18 protein-coding genes are annotated in these 17,059 nt (G+C 42.7%); 12 read left to right on the top strand and 6 right to left on the bottom strand.

Annotated elements, in window-relative coordinates:
* Nucleotides 1-154 precede the first annotated feature (154 nt).
* Together Q8G36_RS07670 and zwf are read right to left on the bottom strand one after the other, a co-directional pair.
* Nucleotides 155-322, bottom strand: a complete 168-nt coding sequence (locus Q8G36_RS07670; protein WP_305162674.1) for an asparagine synthase — start codon at nucleotides 320-322, stop codon at nucleotides 155-157.
* Between the two features lie 501 nt (nucleotides 323-823).
* On the bottom strand, nucleotides 824-2,323 hold the full coding sequence (gene zwf / locus Q8G36_RS07665) for a glucose-6-phosphate dehydrogenase (protein WP_305162672.1): 1,500 nt from the start codon (nucleotides 2,321-2,323) through the stop codon (nucleotides 824-826).
* Nucleotides 2,324-2,552: 229 nt separating this feature from the next.
* Between zwf and rnz the strand changes: the two genes are divergently transcribed.
* The 5 genes from rnz to Q8G36_RS07640 all read left to right on the top strand — a co-directional run bounded on the left by rnz (nucleotide 2,553) and on the right by Q8G36_RS07640 (nucleotide 7,411).
* Nucleotides 2,553-3,494 carry a ribonuclease Z gene (gene rnz, locus Q8G36_RS07660; protein WP_305162671.1) on the top strand — a complete coding sequence of 314 codons (942 nt, stop codon included), beginning with the start codon at nucleotides 2,553-2,555 and terminating at the stop codon, nucleotides 3,492-3,494.
* Between the two features lie 63 nt (nucleotides 3,495-3,557).
* Nucleotides 3,558-4,376 carry a phytoene/squalene synthase family protein gene (locus Q8G36_RS07655; protein WP_305162670.1) on the top strand — a complete coding sequence of 273 codons (819 nt, stop codon included), beginning with the start codon at nucleotides 3,558-3,560 and terminating at the stop codon, nucleotides 4,374-4,376.
* Between the two features lie 206 nt (nucleotides 4,377-4,582).
* The gene (locus tag Q8G36_RS07650; RefSeq protein WP_305162669.1) at nucleotides 4,583-5,578 is read left to right on the top strand and encodes an ABC transporter substrate-binding protein; all 996 of its coding nucleotides are present in this window, start codon (nucleotides 4,583-4,585) and stop codon (nucleotides 5,576-5,578) included.
* Between the two features lie 32 nt (nucleotides 5,579-5,610).
* The gene (locus tag Q8G36_RS07645; RefSeq protein ID WP_305162668.1) at nucleotides 5,611-6,642 is read left to right on the top strand and encodes an ABC transporter permease; all 1,032 of its coding nucleotides are present in this window, start codon (nucleotides 5,611-5,613) and stop codon (nucleotides 6,640-6,642) included.
* Nucleotides 6,617-7,411, top strand: a complete 795-nt coding sequence (locus tag Q8G36_RS07640) for an ABC transporter ATP-binding protein (protein WP_239858464.1) — start codon at nucleotides 6,617-6,619, stop codon at nucleotides 7,409-7,411. Before Q8G36_RS07645 ends, Q8G36_RS07640 begins: the two co-directional genes overlap by 26 nt.
* A gap of 162 nt (nucleotides 7,412-7,573) precedes the next feature.
* Here the strand turns inward: Q8G36_RS07640 and Q8G36_RS07635 are convergent, their stop codons facing one another.
* Nucleotides 7,574-8,125: a MerR family transcriptional regulator gene (locus Q8G36_RS07635; RefSeq protein WP_305162667.1), complete on the bottom strand. Its 552-nt coding sequence runs from the start codon at nucleotides 8,123-8,125 to the stop codon at nucleotides 7,574-7,576.
* Between the two features lie 281 nt (nucleotides 8,126-8,406).
* Between Q8G36_RS07635 and Q8G36_RS07630 the strand changes: the two genes are divergently transcribed.
* Complete coding sequence (locus Q8G36_RS07630) at nucleotides 8,407-8,838, top strand: VOC family protein (protein ID WP_305162666.1); 432 nt, start codon at nucleotides 8,407-8,409, stop codon at nucleotides 8,836-8,838.
* Nucleotides 8,839-8,950: 112 nt separating this feature from the next.
* Here Q8G36_RS07630 and proC read toward each other — a convergent pair whose 3' ends face one another.
* The gene (proC, locus tag Q8G36_RS07625; RefSeq protein ID WP_305162665.1) at nucleotides 8,951-9,796 is read right to left on the bottom strand and encodes a pyrroline-5-carboxylate reductase; all 846 of its coding nucleotides are present in this window, start codon (nucleotides 9,794-9,796) and stop codon (nucleotides 8,951-8,953) included.
* Between the two features lie 514 nt (nucleotides 9,797-10,310).
* On the opposite strand from proC, the gene Q8G36_RS07620 reads away from it, so the two are divergent.
* The 3 genes from Q8G36_RS07620 (at nucleotide 10,311) to Q8G36_RS07610 (ending at nucleotide 12,772) form a co-directional block, all read left to right on the top strand.
* Nucleotides 10,311-11,279: an MBL fold metallo-hydrolase gene (locus Q8G36_RS07620; protein WP_305162664.1), complete on the top strand. Its 969-nt coding sequence runs from the start codon at nucleotides 10,311-10,313 to the stop codon at nucleotides 11,277-11,279.
* Between the two features lie 23 nt (nucleotides 11,280-11,302).
* A complete protein-coding gene (locus Q8G36_RS07615) occupies nucleotides 11,303-12,094 on the top strand; it encodes an SDR family NAD(P)-dependent oxidoreductase (RefSeq protein ID WP_305162663.1) in 792 nt (263 codons plus the stop codon).
* 156 nt (nucleotides 12,095-12,250) lie between these two features.
* The gene (locus Q8G36_RS07610; protein ID WP_305162661.1) at nucleotides 12,251-12,772 is read left to right on the top strand and encodes a hypothetical protein; all 522 of its coding nucleotides are present in this window, start codon (nucleotides 12,251-12,253) and stop codon (nucleotides 12,770-12,772) included.
* Between the two features lie 83 nt (nucleotides 12,773-12,855).
* On the opposite strand, the gene Q8G36_RS07605 is transcribed toward Q8G36_RS07610, so the two are convergent.
* The gene (locus Q8G36_RS07605) at nucleotides 12,856-13,515 is read right to left on the bottom strand and encodes a C40 family peptidase (RefSeq protein WP_305162660.1); all 660 of its coding nucleotides are present in this window, start codon (nucleotides 13,513-13,515) and stop codon (nucleotides 12,856-12,858) included.
* Between the two features lie 413 nt (nucleotides 13,516-13,928).
* Here Q8G36_RS07605 and Q8G36_RS07600 point away from each other — a divergent pair, with 413 nt between their 5' ends.
* The 3 genes from Q8G36_RS07600 to Q8G36_RS07590 all read left to right on the top strand — a co-directional run bounded on the left by Q8G36_RS07600 (nucleotide 13,929) and on the right by Q8G36_RS07590 (nucleotide 16,093).
* Nucleotides 13,929-15,188 carry a DNA polymerase thumb domain-containing protein gene (locus Q8G36_RS07600; RefSeq protein WP_305162659.1) on the top strand — a complete coding sequence of 420 codons (1,260 nt, stop codon included), beginning with the start codon at nucleotides 13,929-13,931 and terminating at the stop codon, nucleotides 15,186-15,188.
* Nucleotides 15,189-15,214: 26 nt separating this feature from the next.
* A complete protein-coding gene (locus tag Q8G36_RS07595) occupies nucleotides 15,215-15,547 on the top strand; it encodes a YolD-like family protein (protein WP_305162658.1) in 333 nt (110 codons plus the stop codon).
* 222 nt (nucleotides 15,548-15,769) lie between these two features.
* Nucleotides 15,770-16,093, top strand: coding sequence for an iron-sulfur cluster biosynthesis family protein (locus Q8G36_RS07590; protein WP_305162657.1), 324 nt, complete (start codon nucleotides 15,770-15,772; stop codon nucleotides 16,091-16,093).
* A 42-nt stretch (nucleotides 16,094-16,135) separates the two neighbouring features.
* Here Q8G36_RS07590 and Q8G36_RS07585 read toward each other — a convergent pair whose 3' ends face one another.
* A complete protein-coding gene (locus Q8G36_RS07585; protein WP_305162656.1) occupies nucleotides 16,136-17,035 on the bottom strand; it encodes an alpha/beta hydrolase in 900 nt (299 codons plus the stop codon).
* Nucleotides 17,036-17,059 lie beyond the last annotated feature (24 nt).

Raw genomic sequence — 17,059 nt, 5'->3', positions numbered from 1 at the left:
CGAAAGCCGAGGAGGCTCCCCGACCGCCCGCGGAAAGCGAGTGCCTGGAGTGGAAATCAACGTCCAAATTGTACAAGCCATAAAAATAGACAAACTCGATTTTCATCGAGTTTGTCTACAGTCTGAGAGGGCGCTTTTGCGCCCTCTTTTTTTACTATCTCCGATGCTCTACAAGGTCAATGACCCCTAATACAACATGTGCCAAACCGAAACCAAAAACCGTATTAGCTACCATTTTGTTTGAGCCCCGGGTCTGCTTCATTGCATAACCCGCAGCTGTAACGGCTGTGCCCAACGCTGTTGGAATTAATCCTTTACGAATATCCGTCGTTTAATCCCTCCACATCGAAGTTAGCGGTGCCTTCACGGGCGCCTTTTCTAGTGTAACCTTAGCGGACTACCATTCTTTTTCAAAAAGGTAAAAATGGTAAAGGTGAACTAGTTGTAAATAGTTCCAATTAATTTACCTTTTTTAGGGAAAACGTAGTATGATGTATGTCATTCATCCTTGCTTTTTAGGTTTAAACACCTGCGGAAAAAGGAATCTGAACATTGAAAGAGATGGACGGACTGTAGGATACAGTAGGCAGAAAGAAGAGAGAAGGAGCGGATGACTTATGTTCATCATCTGGTGGGCTGTAGCCATTTTTATATTTTTCATTGCCTTAGAATCTGGTGTTTCATTTTGGCTTAATTCAGAAATAGAGGAAGAAATGTCTAAGCCCAAGGAAATGTTTCATATTATCCGGGATAAATTGCTGAGGAAGAGTGTTTCATGAATGAAAGAAGGGATGCAGATTCAAATCTGCATCCCTTCTTCATTTCAATCATCATTATTTTCATTTTTCTTGACTTGCCACCAAATATGTCCATCTTCTGCAAGGAGTTCATCGGATGCAAGTGGACCTGTGGATCCCGCTTCATAGTTAGGGAAAGACTCATCTTTAGTGTTTTCCCATGCATTGGAAATGGTATCGACGAACTTCCATGAGAGGGCAACCTCGTCCCAGTGCGTAAAGTTTGTAGCATCCCCGCGCATACTGTCAAACAATAGCTTTTCATATGCCTCGGGAGAATTGATGTGTTCGATCCCTTTGTTTGAGACGGTCAGCTTCATTGGCTTTGTATTGGATGTCGTCCCGGATTTCTTAACATTTAAGTACAGTGTGATACCTTCGTCAGGCTGGATATTGATAACCAGAAGATTCGGGTTCAGCGTTTCTTCCGTTTTATAATACAGATTCATTGGGATATCTTTGAATTGAACAACGATATTCGTTGATTTGACATCCATTCTCTTACCCGTACGGATATAAAAAGGAACACCGGCCCATCGGAAGTTATCAATCATCAATTTACCCGCAACATAGGTCTCTGTGTTGGATTCGGGATTTACGTTATGTTCATTGCGGTAGGCCGGAAGTGTTTGACCGCCTATCGTTCCTTCACCATACTGGCCACGGACGAAGTATTGATTGACTTCGTCCACTTTCATTGGTCGAAGTGAACGTAATGCCCGCACTTTTTCGCTTCGGATCTCTTCTGTCGTCAAAGCGATCGGGGGTTCCATGGCAAGCAAGGCCACCATTTGCAGCAGATGGTTTTGGACCATATCCCTAAGGGCACCGCTGGTTTCGTAATAACGGCCACGTTCTTCAACGCCAAGTGTTTCGCTTGAAGTAACCTGGATGTTGGATATATATCTGTTATTCCAAAGCGGCTCGAATAGGGCATTGGAAAAACGTATGACCTCAATATTTTGTACCATTTCTTTACCTAAATAATGATCGATACGGTAGATTTCATCTTCAGCGAATGCAGTTCGAATCTGCTCATTCAATTTTTGTGCTGTTTCGAAACTGTGTCCAAATGGCTTTTCTATGACCAGGCGCTTATATCCATCCGTGTCAGTCAGGCCTTGAGCTTTAATCTGTTCGGCAATCGTTCCGAAAAACTCAGGTGCCATCGCCAAATAGAAGATCCGGTTTCCTTCTAATTGATATTGTCCGTCTAATTGTTCGGCGATGTCTTTTAACTGCAAGTAGGATTCCGAACTTGAGACGTCATGGGAGTGATAATGGAAATGGGAAATGAATTCGTCGACCTTTTCTTCCGCATGTCCGAACGTAAGTATCGAGTCCTTGACACTCGTTTGGAACTCCTCGTTCGTCAATGGCCTCCTTGCCACTCCAACGACGGCGAACTTATTGATTTTCTCTTTTTGAAATAGACGATATATGGAAGGAAACAATTTCCTTTTCGCTAAATCTCCGGTAGCACCAAAAATCATGATCAATGCTGTGGGTTTATTGTTTTCTGTCATGTTAAAACCTCAACTTTCCGTTAAATCTGTCTATAAAGTTGGAATTCCCGTATGTGTCCACCAATTTCTAATTTTACGTTTAGCTTTCCCTCAAAGCAATCAATTTGCGCATTTTTTCTCATATTTCATTAAAAGTTTAATTTGGCTTCGTTTTAATGGGTCATAAATGAAAGAGCACCTTGGTTATGCTATAGTTAAGTCATAAAGTATTTGCAACGGAGGTAGTATCGTGGATTTCGTTTTATTGGGTACAGGCGCAGGCGTCCCGGCTAAAGCGCGTAATGTGACATCAATCGCCCTTCAATTATTGGAAGAGCGAGGGACGGTTTGGCTATTCGATTGCGGGGAAGCAACACAGCATCAAATTTTAAAAACGGCGGTCAAACCGCGAAAGGTTGAAAAGATTTTCATCACCCATTTACATGGTGACCACATCTTCGGACTCCCTGGATTTTTAAGCAGCAGATCTTTTCAGGGCGGAGTGGATAAATTGACCGTATATGGTCCACAAGGCATAGATGCATTTATTAAGACGAGCTTACAGGTGAGTGGCACTCATTTAAAATATCCCTTGGAAGTCATCGAAATAGAGGAAGGCGCAGTGTTTGAGGACGAACAATTCACAGTTACGGCCATGTCGCTCGATCATGGCATTTACAGCATCGGTTACCGGGTTGTGGAAAAAGATCGTCCGGGAAGCTTACTTGTCGACCGGCTGCGTTCTGAAGGTGTGAAGCCAGGTCCGCTTTTTAAAGCATTGAAAAATGGACAAACGGTCCGTCTCGATGATGGCCGTGTCTTAAATGGGAAGGATTATCTCAGTGCTCCGCAAAAAGGCAGGATCATCACGATTCTTGGTGATACAAGAGTGTGCAGCAATGCTGTCATTCTTGCTGAATCGGCGGATTACCTTGTTCATGAAGCTACATTTTCAGCGGAAGAAGCTGAAATGGCATCAGCCTATTATCATTCGACCACCGTTCAGGCGGCAGAAACGGCATTGAAAGCGGGAGCTAAACATCTAATCCTCACCCATATCAGCTCACGGTATACTCCGGAGGATGCTGAGAGGTTAAAAGAGGAGAGTAAAGCGATCTTTGCAAACACGATCATGGGTGAAGATCTGATGGCAATTAAAGTTCCTTTATATTCAGAGGAATCGGGAAGCTGAAATCAAAGCCAATGTTTGATATAATAAATCAATTGTTCATTGGATATTTAAAGGAGTGTAAATATGACTGACCAAAGTGACCTACATACTAAAGCAATGGATTTTCTCTTAAAAACAAGCCGGACTTTTTTCATTCCAATCAGCTATCTTCCAAAGGGATTACAGGAGGCTATTGGAGCTGCATACCTTTGCATGCGCGCTATCGATGAGATCGAGGATCACCCCGGTCTTTCTGCAGATAGTAAGGTTTCCCTTTTACAGGCTCTTAGTGGGCTGCTTGATGCGGATTTCAGGGAAGAAGATCTTCAATCGTTATTTGAACCATATAAGGATGATCTGCCCGAGGTGACCCTGCTTCTTTCGGACTGGATTGAATTTTGTCCTCCCGGTGCAAAAGCCAAAGTCCTGGAGTCGACAAAGGAAATGGCCGAAGGCATGGCAAAATGGGTTACTAAGGACTGGCAAATCCATAATGAAGAGGAGCTCGATGATTACACATATTATGTTGCAGGTTTAGTGGGAGTCATGCTGTCTGATATGTGGAACTGGTACGATGGAACCGAAACGGACCGTGAACTTGCCATCGCATTTGGCCGTGGGCTCCAAACGGTCAATATCCTGCGTAACCGTGAGGAAGATGCAGAACGTGGTGTGAACTTTTATCCGGATGGCTGGGGTTTCGACGAGATGCTTGCCCATACCGAACATAATCTTGCATTAGCAGATGCGTACATTGGAGAGATTGAAACGAAAGAGATCATCCATTTCTGTAAAATACCCTTGGAATTGGCAAAAGCCACATTGAAGGCCCTAAAAGAAGGCAAAGAAAAAATTGATCGTGCTACAGTTACCGAAATTGTCAGCCAGGTTGTCGAACACTGATTTTTCATATAGCTGCTGTGAAAGTTACCATACCTTTCACAGCAGCTTTTTTCATGTTTTACATGTAGAACTCAAAAAATTCTAAAAAGTTAAAAAATATATTGGAATAATTGGGACTAAACGATTATAATTTAGGAAATAAAAGCGAAAAAGCTGGCGTCGATAGAAAAACATAATCTTAAATAAGAAAAAAGCGGGGGGAAAATATGAAAAAGAAATTATATTCAACTGCAGCTATGACATTGGTCGCAGGTTTATTATTGGCTGGGTGTGGAAATGACAAGGAAAAAGATGCGGCGAAGGATGAAAGCGGAAAGGATACCTTCAACATTGGGGTATCTCAAATCGTTCAGCATGATTCCCTAGATCAGGCATATGAAGGCTTCCAGGCGGCATTGAAGGACAGTGACATCAATGCCGAATATGATCTTCAGATTGCACAGGGTGACCAAAACAACAGTCAGACGATTGCCAATAACTTCGTTGGGGATAAAGTGGATCTGATTTTTGCGAATTCGACTCCTAGTGCTTTAAGCTCTTTAAATGCGACCAAGGATATTCCGATCGTCTTTACATCGGTTACCGATCCTGTAGCGGCGGAGCTTGTTACTTCTCTGGAAAAACCAGGCGGAAATGTGACGGGTACGACGGATTCCCATCCTGAAGCCATTTCAAAGTCAATGAAATTCCTAGCGGAAGAGCTTGGCGCCAAGACAATTGGAACGGTTTATAACACAGGGGAGCAAAATTCAGTCGTCCAAATAAAAAATGTGAAAGCGGAAGCGAAAAAAGCAGGATTGAAAGTCGTGGAAGCATCCGTCTCGACTTCAGCGGAGGTTAAACAGGCAGCGGAATCATTAATCGGAAAAGCGGATGCTTTCTATATCATTACTGACAATACAGTTGTCTCGGCACTGGAATCGGTTATTTCTGTGGCAGGTGATCAAGATATCCCATTGTTTGTTGGCGAGCTTGATTCCGTGAATGCTGGCGGTTTTGCAGCATATGGCTTCAGTTACTATGATATTGGTTATGAAGCTGGGCAAAAAGCGGTTGAAATCCTGAAGGATGGTAAAAAACCTGGAGATATCCCGGTTCAATATCCACAAAAACTGAAATTGGTCATCAATGAAAAGGCAGCAAAAGATATGGGTGTTGAAATAAAAGAAGAATGGAAAGCAGATGCTGAGTTTGTAAAATAAACTCTGCTTTTGTTCGGGGAAGGAAGAAAAAAATGTTCTCAGCCTTATTCAACTCTTTTGAGTCGGGAATGATTTATGCGATCATGGCACTCGGTGTCTATTTAACATTCAGGATTCTCGACTTCCCGGATATGACAGTGGAAGGCAGTTTTGTGACAGGGGCCTCTGTTGCTGCCATTATGATCGTTAACGGTTTCTCGCCGATCGTTGCCACGTTGAGTGCCATGGTGGCAGGGTTCATCGCTGGGACAATAACGGGGCTCCTGCATACGAAAGGGAAAATCAATCCTCTCTTGGCAGGTATTTTAATGATGATCGCACTCTACTCCATCAATTTGCGGATCATGGGTGCATCCAACATTCCGTTGCTTTCTCAAACAACCATTATCACGAATATCCAGGATGCCTGGGCTGGCACCGGGCTGGACAATTTGTTGAATGGTCTTTTATCCTTCGTGGGTCTCGGTGACAGCCTGCCAAAAACGTGGGCCATATTAATCGTTATGCTGATTGTGGCTGTAGTCATCCAAGCTGGAATGTCCGCTTTTTTAAAAACGGAAATTGGTCTCGCTTTACGGGCCACTGGTGATAATGAAGCCATGGTCAAGAGTTTTTCCGCCCATACCGGAAACATGAAGATCCTGGGACTTGCAATCGGAAATGCACTAGTGGCTTTCTCGGGATCCTTGGTTGCCCAATATAACGGTTTTAGCGATATAGGCATGGGGATTGGAATCATTGTCATCGGGTTGGCATCCGTCATAATCGGTGAGGCTTTATTTGGTGCAAAAACGATTGCACGTGCAACGCTTGCGGTCATTGGAGGGGCGATCATTTACCGAATCGTCGTAACTTTGGCACTTCGCGTAGAATTCCTGGAAACAGGTGATGTTAAATTAATCACGGCACTTATTGTGGTCGGGGCACTTGTCATTCCTAAAATTTCCGATAAACAAAAGGAAAAAAGCCGGAAGAAAAGGCGGCTTAAAGAAATACAGATGCGTCATGATGGGACTTTATCGAAAGGGGGGGAAGAATATGCTTCGGTTAAATCAGATCTATAAAGTTTTCAATGAGGGAACACCAGATGAAAAGCTAGCCCTTGGAAATCTGGAACTGCAGATGACTAAAGGTGAATTTGTAACAGTCATCGGAAGTAATGGAGCAGGTAAATCGACGTTGATGAATATGATTTCCGGTAAGATTCTCCCTGATGCAGGTGAAGTCATCATCGATGGCGAAAACGTATCGGCCATTGAAGAACATGCCCGTGCTAAAATGATTGGACGAGTTTTTCAAGATCCCATGCTGGGTACGGCACCACATATGACGATTGAAGAAAATATGGCGATCGCCTATGGCAGAACCAATAGAAGAGGTTTAGGCTTTGGGGTGACAAAAAAACGGAAAGAACTTTTTAAAGAATGTTTGGGTACCCTTCATTTAGGATTGGAAAACCGGATGACTGCAAAAGTGGGATTATTATCAGGAGGGGAGCGCCAGGCACTATCATTGCTGATGGCGACCTTCACCGACCCTAAAATCCTGCTTCTTGATGAACATACAGCAGCGCTTGATCCTTCACGGGCAGAGCTCGTTACTAACCTGACGAAGGAAATCGTCGAAAAGAACCAGTTAACGACGTTGATGGTGACTCATAATATGCAGCAGGCAATCGATCTTGGAAATTCATTAATCATGATGGATAAGGGACAGATCATTTTTGAAGCTAGAGGAGCTGAAAAGCAGAAGCTAACCGTCGAAAAACTGCTTAACGAATTCCAGCGCATCAAAGGCGAAAAAATGCTCAATGACCGTGCAGTGTTGATTTAAGATGATGAAAAGGCCCGACCCAGGTGAGACTTAACCTTGGGTCAGGGCCTTTTTGTTTTTGGGGTGATTATTCAGTTCAGGTCCTATTACTGAAGAAATGCTTGGCATAAGGAAAATGGCTATCGTGGGGAGCTCATAAACGATCTTGAATGATAATCGATGTTAATCGCTGTCGGCTGTGCTCCATGATGAATTATCGTTCTTTCTGTTTCCAAAAATCATTTTTATGAATGGCCTTTTCTTCGTCTTTTTAGTGGCAGCAGCTTCTTCAGCCGCGAGGAAATAATCAAGTGGCTGACCCATTGGTGTTTCTAACGCTTCGATACGGGCTTCGAGCTTCTTAACGAGTTTGTGCATTTCTTCCATTTCACTTCTGTGCTGTAAAAGCTGATAGGATACTACATCGTCCGCTTTTGTTTTCAGTCCATTTTCAAGCCTGATGACCCGTTCAAGCAGTTGATTATGATCTTTATTCGATTCGGAGTGTTTCTGGATGGTTGCTTTTCTAATCTTTTTCTCTGAGATGCTGACCTTTTGGAGAATGATGCCCTCGTTCAGCTGATCTTGGATTTTTCTCAATAATGCAATGTCTTCATCCGAAAACTGGTAGTGGCCAAGCTGATTCCGTTCTACTTCCATGTTCAATTGGGTGACCCAGCGTTGAATCGTACTATGGGAAACATTCAGTAACCGGGCAACTGCACTTGTATTCATCGAGATTCCCCCTTTTGGTTGTTGAATTCGATAAGTTTGGGGGAATTCCTTTAGAGCTGACAAAACATGTATTCATTCGGCAAAGAAAGTGGAATTCCTACGTAATTTGCATGAGGAGCAATCCAAGGTGGAATTCCCCTTGGAGCCTTTGCAAATGGTGCGCATTGTTAGGAACTTTAAGAAGCGTTTGTGATGGTTGGCTGATGGTCAATCAAGCTAAAAAGGGAAAAGTGATTTAGATGTCGAATGTACCCTTAAAACATGGAAAAAGGAGGACTAGTATGAACAGGATCAACATTATAACTTTAGGTGTCAGGGATATTACTGAATCATTAAGGTTTTACCGGGACGGGTTGGGATTCCATACATCGATTAAAGAAGACGAACCCGCAATCGTTTTTTTTAATAATGCCGGAACGAAACTTGCTTTGTATCCTTTAGAGGAGCTAGCAAAAGACATCCATGAGAAAAAACCGCCCAAGAAAAATGGTTTCCCGGGACTTACGCTCGCTTATAATGCTAAATCAATTGAAGAAGTGGATGATGTGATCAACAAGGCTGAAAAGGCTGGCGGAACAATCGAGAAATCACCTCAGGATGTTGTTTGGGGAGGATACAGTGGATATTTTTCAGACCCCGATGGTTACTATTGGGAGGTTGCGTATTCGAAGGATTGGAGTTTCGATGAAAATGATATGCTGATTATAAAGTAACGCTCACTCCGGAAGGATTACCCTTTTTAAGATGTCCGGATCATAAAAAAGGGCTATTGCCTGGCCACTGCCGTAGGAGCGGCCAGGCAATAGCCGATCATCATCATGCGGCTTACGGCGAGACTACATATTTGGCTAGTTCTTTACTTATTTGATTGCCCATTCGCTTCGATTGCTCTGTCGCTTCCTGTACACAGGCAATGAATGCTTCTTCCACTTGATGTGCTTGAAGTGCTTTCAGACCTGCTTCAGTCGTTCCGCCTGGTGAAGTTACTTCCTTCCTTAGTACGGCAGGCGTTTTAGGTGATTTCTGTAACATATCGGCCGCACCCATCAGTGTCTGGAGAATCAATTGCTTAGCGGTTTCGGAATCGAGACCTATTTTTTCTGCTGATTTTTCCAATGCCTCGACCAAGTAATAAATATAAGCCGGACCGCTGCCTGATAAGCCTGTTACCGCATCTAGCTGGGTTTCGTCGACGACTGCCACCGTACCTACCGTTTCAAAAAGGGTGATCGCCGTTTGTAATTGCGATTCTTTCGTATGACAGTTGGCCGCAAGGGCCGTTGCTGATTTTCCTACAGCTGCCGATGTATTAGGCATGGCACGGACGATCGAAAACCGCTTGTTGGCGATTCCTTCCAAGCTTGTTGTATGAACCCCGGCAACAACGGAAATGAACAGCATTTCTTCACGAATGTATTCTTTTATTGATTGCATCGTTTCTAAAATATCTTTTGGTTTCACCGCCAGTACGACAAGGTTTGCATCCTGTACTAATAGCTGCAGGGATCTTGTGGCAGTTACACCATATTGGTTCCTTAAATAATCGAACCGATCATCATTTGATTTATTTGTTACAAAAATATTTGCTGGTTCAATTACCTGTTGGGTCACCAGCCCCGAAATGATTGCTTCTGCCATCGATCCAGCTCCGATAAACGCGATTTTTTTCATATTTCCCGCTCCTTTTTCCTTTTAAATTTTCGGCCTTATTTTTGAAAAACAAAAAGACCCCTCATCCAATAAAGGACGAAAGGTCTAGCTTCCGTGGTACCACCTTTGTTCAACTTTTCCATAATAAATAAACAGAAAAGCTGCACTTGAATCCTCTAACGCGGGAATTACGTCAGGTTTTCCTGAAGGCTCATAAGGTAGGTTCAATAATGAGGGGGCGATGAAGCCTTTCAGCACATTCCGAGCTTCACTCTCTTTACGCCATCAATAATTTACTTGGCCTTAATCAAAGCCATGCCGTCTTTAATTACTTGTGATTATGAAGGATATATTAGCACTCTGTCAATGATAATATATGCATGGACGACAAAAAATAGACATGAATTATGTGAAAATAATGACAGTAATTAAAAATACATGTAAAATGGTAATTATACATGATAAGTGTACTTAGAATCCTGTTTAGCGTATAAAAAGATTTATATAAATATAATTTTCTAAGGTGGAAAAGATTATGGCGAATTGGAATGGAGATATTGCAAAAATTGCTTTGCCCACGCCGTTTGCAGTGGGTGATGTGAATGTTTATGTAGTTAAAGGGGATGCTTTAACGTTAATCGATACTGGAGTGAAAACAAAACGATCAAAGGAAGCCTTGACTAACGGGCTTGGGGAGTTGGGTCTGAAACTGACTGATATCGAACAAATCATTTTAACCCATCATCATCCTGATCATGCTGGTGCACTCGATTTCTTTGAAAAGGAAATCCCGGTTTATGGACACAAAAACAATCAGCGCTGGCTGACTATCAGTGATGAATTTCTTGAAACCCATAATCGTTTTTTCCTTGATTATGCCACAAAGTTCGGAGTGGCAGAAGAGTTGAAAAATAAACTGATCCATAACCGCGACGAAATCAGTTTCCTTAGTGAACGGAAGCTGCATGGATATTTGGCTGAGGGGGATGAACTCCCTGGTCTTCCAGGCTGGAAAGTGATCGAGACTCCAGGGCATGCGCAAAGCCATTTATCCTTTTACCGGGAAAGTGACGGGGTCATGATCGCCGGCGATCATTTGCTTGCCAAGATTTCACCTAATCCATTAATGGAACCACCTTTACTTCCCGGAGGCATGAGGCCTCGTCCGTTACTGCAATATAATGCATCACTTCAGAAATTATTGGATTTTTCCATATCCACTGTTTACTCCGGACATGGATCTGAAGTGGAAGGAGATGCGGTTGCCGACTTGATTCAATATAGATTCGAGCGGCAGCATAACCGTGCCATGCAGGTGAAAAGCATGCTTCAAGATAAGCCTTTATCGGCCTTTGAAGTGTGTCAGCAGCTGTTTCCGAAAGTATACCTTCAGGAAGTGGGCCTGACACTTTCGGAAACGGTCGGTCAGCTGGACTATTTAGAAGACTTGGGTGAAGTCGAAACAGAAATCCGATCAGGGGTCATTCTGTATTCAATCGCTTAATGTTCGCAAGGAGGCTCACTTTTTTGAATAAGTTGCAAGGCAAAGTCATTGTTATTACCGGTGCTTCCGGAGGGGTTGGCAAGGAAGTTGCCATTCAAAGTGCAAAGCAGGGGGGGCGTCTCGTCCTCTTGGCCAGAAGCATGGATAAATTACTACAGCTAAAGAATGAACTGATCACCCAATATGGGATTGATGCATATGCCTATAAGCTTGATGTTGCAGACACTGATCAGGTGACAAATGTGTTTAATGACATCCATGCGCAAATAGGTGAAGTGGATGTATTGGTCAACAATGCTGGTTTCGGCACGTTTAAAGAAGCGCAGGATACGGAATTAAATGAAACGAAAGCAATGTTTGCTGTCAACGTCATTGGATTAATGGCCTGCACAAAGCTGGTTCTTCCGTATATGAAGAGGAGAAAATCGGGGCATATCATCAATATCGCTTCACAGGCCGGTAAAATCGCCACTCCTAAATCAACATTGTACTCTTCGACCAAGTTCGCAGTTCTAGGCTATTCAAACGCACTTCGGCTCGAGTTGATGGAAGATCATGTTTTTGTGACCACCGTCAATCCTGGCCCCATAGAAACGAATTTCTTTAACATTGCAGATGAATCAGGTACATACTTAAAGAATGTTGAAAAATTCATGCTTAAGCCTGAAGATGTCGCTGCTAAAATCGTAGCGGCGATGCTGACCAATAAGAGGGAAATCAATCTCCCTGGCTGGATGAATTTAGCTGGGAAATGGTATAACATGTTTCCAAAGGTCACCGAAACATTAGGAAAAAAAGCATTTTTTAAAAAGTAGGCTAGATTTTCGATACCGGACAAGGCGAAAGATGCTCTAATAATAGGTGAAGGGGAATGTCGATGACATTCCCCTTTTTTTGAAATAACAGAAGTTTTCATTTGGATTGGTAACTATTTCATGGGGAAACCGTCTATTCTATTAGGAGGGATTTTCATGAAGATGATTGTAAACCTTTATATATTCGTTGCCTTCATTCTTGGTAGCTGTCAATCCTCTGATTGGAACATGGATGAATCCATTGATAAGGGGGAAGAAGGTTTCATTACGGATCTTGACGATAAAAGGATTTTGATTAAAGGGACGTACTATATGGTGACCGATGATACATATATTCAAGATCAACATGGTAATGACCTCGATTATTCCGACCTGGAAATCGGGATGAAAGTGAAACCATGGCACCGGGGCGGGGTGAAGAAATCATTTCCTGGGAAAGCGGAAGCGGAATTGATTCTTGTTTTGACGGATGAAAAAAGCTTAGCGGAACAAAGGGCGGTCACTGCTGCCCTCAATCATGTCAGCAAAGCGGAAAGTCAGCGATTCATGGTTCTCGATGTCGTCCATTTACCCTCAGAGCATGTTTATAATATCGAAATGATGAATCGTTCCAACTTGGACTCTTCATTCATGGTTACAGTCGAGGATTTGACGGATGAAATATTATATATAAAATAAAAAAACCGGACTGAATCACTTTGAATTCTGTCCGGTTTTTTTAATGGGATTTCGCTCACAAGGATGAGCTCATGTCCTGGATTTTATAAAGTTTTCGCACCTAAATATTTTGGTTTCCAATAAGGATTATCCATATCCGTGATGGTTATTCCTTTAGAAGACGTAGCACTAATGAATTGACCATTTCCGATATAGATCCCAACATGGGATACTCCTGTTCTTCCGGAAGAAGTATCAAAGAATACAAGATCACCTTTAGATGGTGAAGATACTCTTAAACCCGTATTGGAATAGAGTAAGGATGTTGTACGCGGTAAGGTAATTCCTTGTGATTTCTGGAATACGTAATAGACGAAGCCTGAGCAGTCGAATCCAGTTGGTGTTGTACCGCCCCATTTGTAGGGTTTGCCTATTAAGGTTTTTGCATAGCTGATCAAGCTTGTATTATTGACATTATAAACACCAAGCGCATTAAATGTGCCTCGGCCGGCAATACCGTCGACAGTTAACCCTTTGGCTTTTTGGAATTTTTTTACTGCGGATACAGAATAGGTACCATAATATGTAGTCAGTGAACCTGAATATGTGAAATAACCTTTGGTTTTTAAAAGTTGTTGTAGTTGTTTGACATCACTATGTGTCATTCCGGGTCTGAGGGTTTGGTCTCCAATATTGGCAAAGGCTTGCAGTGGGGTTAGCATCATGGCAGATGCAACAGCAGCTGAAGCGATCCATTTCTTCATAATTTTCATTTCCTCTCTATCTATCTCTCTATTATTCTTAACAATATTATCCTACAATACCATTATGACAATTAGACATAATTTCGGTTACAGTTTCATTACAAAAAATGAGTAATAAGACTAAAATTAAATAGACGAAAGACTGTTGAAAAGGGGTGGGGAATTTTAAAAAACTGAGTATATTGATCCATTAAAAATTATTCAAGCTACCAATTGATTCTTTTTAAAAAAACTATTTGGATAAGTAGTTTAAATATGGTATTTAATCCATTTTTAGTATCCTTTATATTTTTCAAGGAAATTACAATAAAAAGTAGAAATTTGTATGAAAACTTCCATTGAATAAGAACGTATATTCGGTTAAAGTTATGAATATAATAAAAGCGAACGTATATTCTTGTTAGGGTGAAGAAATGATGGATTATGGGACGATGCCGAAACAATCAATTATGTGTATCGATATGAAAAGTTTTTATGCAAGCTGTTCAGCGGTCATGCTTGGTCTGGACCCGCTTGATTGTTATCTGGCGGTGGTTGGTGATTTGAAGAGGACAGGGAGCATTGTGCTCGCGGCTTCTCCAAAAATGAAGAAGGAATTTGGCATCAAGACAGGTTCGCGGATGTTTGAGATCCCGAATGATCCGAGGGTTGTCGTCGTTGAACCTAAAATGGCGACCTATTTAAGGGTTTCGACGGAAATCACCCGCTTGTTCAACCGTTATGTCCCCAAAGAAGCGATTCACGTATATAGTGTGGACGAAAGTTTTGTGAAAGTCGATGGTGCCGCTTCTTTATGGGGAGATGCCCGGATGATAGCTGAAAAGATAAAGGATGAAATCGAACGGGAATTACAGCTCCCCTGTGCCATTGGAATTGGACCGAACATGCTTATGGCAAAACTTTGCCTTGATTTGGAGGCCAAACATAAAGGGATTGCAGAATGGAAGTATGAGGATGTGCCAAGCAAACTTTGGCCGATTTCCCCGCTTCATGAAATGTGGGGGATTGGCAGGCGTGTGGAAAAAACCCTTCATGGAATGGGAATATTTACGGTTGGGCAGCTTGCCAATTATGATCTTGAATTACTTGAAGCGAAGTTTGGGATCATGGGCAATCAGCTTTACCACCATGCGTGGGGAATAGATTTATCCGATATGGGGGCAGCGATCATCGAAGGGCAGGTGAGCTTCGGCAAAAGTCAAATCCTGCTGCGGGATTATAAGGAGGAGCATGAGGTAAAGCAGGTCATGCTGGAAATTTGCGAAGAAGTTGGAAGAAGGGCACGCACCCATCGCAAGGCAGGGAGGACGGTGAGCCTAAGCATTGGTTACAGCAAGGATGAGTTTGGCGGAGGTTTCCATCGTTCGCGTTCGATTAGCGAACCGACCAACATTACGATGGAGTTATATAAAGTTTGCCTGGAGCTTTTTCATGGGAACTATAAGCAAAAAACGGTTCGGAGCATAGAGGTCAGACTCTCGAATATTGTGGATGATAACGAAATGCAGCTGACTTTATTCGATGCTTCGCGCTGGAAGAAGCGGGAATTGAGTTACACGGTTGATCGAATCCGCCACAAATATGGAGCCAAATCGTTATTGCGTGCAGTTTCGTATACAGAAGCAGGTACAGCCGTTTACCGAAGCAAGCTGCTTGGTGGGCATAAGGCGTAAGGCTGACTTTGAAGGGAGGGAAAAGAATGATTCGTGATCGCGGCCGTATCAAATGGACATCGATGATGTTGCCGGAGCATGTGAAGATGCTTCGGGATTGGGTGGGGGAGGATGGCTATGAAACGAAGCGCATCTTGGATGAGCAGCAACTGGAAGAAATGAATGCGGTAATGGGGGAAGCGATGGAGGAAAGAAAGGATGTCACGATTGCTCATTATGAAGGAAACCGGTATCAGCTGTTAATCGGCAGGATCCATTATTATAATGAGCTCACCCAAAAGCTTCATATCGTTGATCGGTTTCAGCAGGCTCACTATATCAGGCTTTCCGATATAGCAGATGTAAGGATAATGGAATGATGGGCGGAAGGGCTGTTCCCAAGGTACAGCCTTTCATTTTAAAAACGGCATCGTGATGAAAGGAATCACGGGGCGTAAGAGAATCGGCATCTGCTAGCACGTCAATGAAAAAAGTGATTATCGTGTGGGCTGATCTTGCAAAAGGAAGCAGGCAGTTTCTTTAACAGAAGCGTTTTTATCGTTTATAATGGGGGAATGCAAAGACACCGGGAGGATGTAATCATGTATATTGAATGGACGGAAACAGCGGCTGAGAAAATAGCGGGTAAGATACAGGGACAAGAAGGGTATTTACAGTTGAAATATGATACTGATGGCTGTGGCTGCGTGGTAAGTGGTGTGACCGCGCTATGGTGGGTCAACGAACCTGAAGAAGGTACCGAAAAAGTGGAAACAAACGGGATTCCTCTATATGTGGAGAAATCAAAAATGATTTTTCTTGATGAAGTCATGAAAATAGACTTTGTTCCGGAAGCGAACAGCTTTCAATTGAAAAGTCCGAATCAAATCTTAAATCCGAGGATGAGCTTTTTTAATAAAATCTGACTAAAAGCAAAGAGGGGATCTTGGATACCCTCTCTTTTCTTCTCAGACAAGTTTTAGAAACTGATCGATTTGATCTTCATATTCTTTTGGATTTTCATTATAAGATTGAGCGTGGGCCCCTTTTTTAGCGATGTAAAGCTGCTTTGGGCCCTCTTTTGCTGCATATAATTCCGCTGTCATGGAAGCGGGGATGAAACTGTCATTTTCACTATGGATGAAGAGCACGGGGTTTCGGATATTTTTCATATAATCGATTGGGGACACTTCATTGGTCCAATATCCGTCACGGAGTTTGATGAACGTACGCCCAAGCGGAAACACGGTCCAAGAAGGAAATGGGACTTCATGCTTGAGCTGGTGTTTGATCTGATCCTCGAAATTTGAAAATGGACAGTCGGCAATGTAAAAATCCGCACCATCTTCAAGCATTCCGGCATATAAAAGCAGGGTTACGGCCCCCATGGATTCTCCATGGATGCCAATATGAAGATCGGGACCTTTACGTCTTTTCAATTCATCGATTACAGCCTTCAGGTCGAATTTTTCATAATGTCCGTAACTGCTCGTCTTGCCCCCGGAATCCCCATGCCGGCGATGGTCATAAATGATGGCATTGAAGCCCCGCTTAAGAAAAATATTCATGTACTTAATCGAATTGACTTTGTTCTCCGTCACACCATGAGAAATGACCACCCACTTATTGGTGTCGTGCGGCTCGATAAACAAGCATTTCAAGGAATATCCGGATGGTGACGATACCCAAATTTCCGTTTTAGGAAGATTATCAAAATCCTCCCTGATCAGGCGTTTAGCCATGATTTCACGATTCTGGATAAAATCATCTTCCTTCTTTTTCATATACATGATCCGATTGGAAAAATAAATGCCGACGCCGATGATATACGTTAGGATTCCGGCCAGTGTAAGCCACCATTTCTTCATGAGAGATCCTCCTCGGTTGATTTC

It is taken from the genome of Peribacillus frigoritolerans (assembly GCF_030676415.1).
GTDB lineage: Bacteria > Bacillota > Bacilli > Bacillales > DSM-1321 > Peribacillus > Peribacillus frigoritolerans_A.
This window is presented reverse-complemented; position numbering and strand designations above follow the sequence as displayed.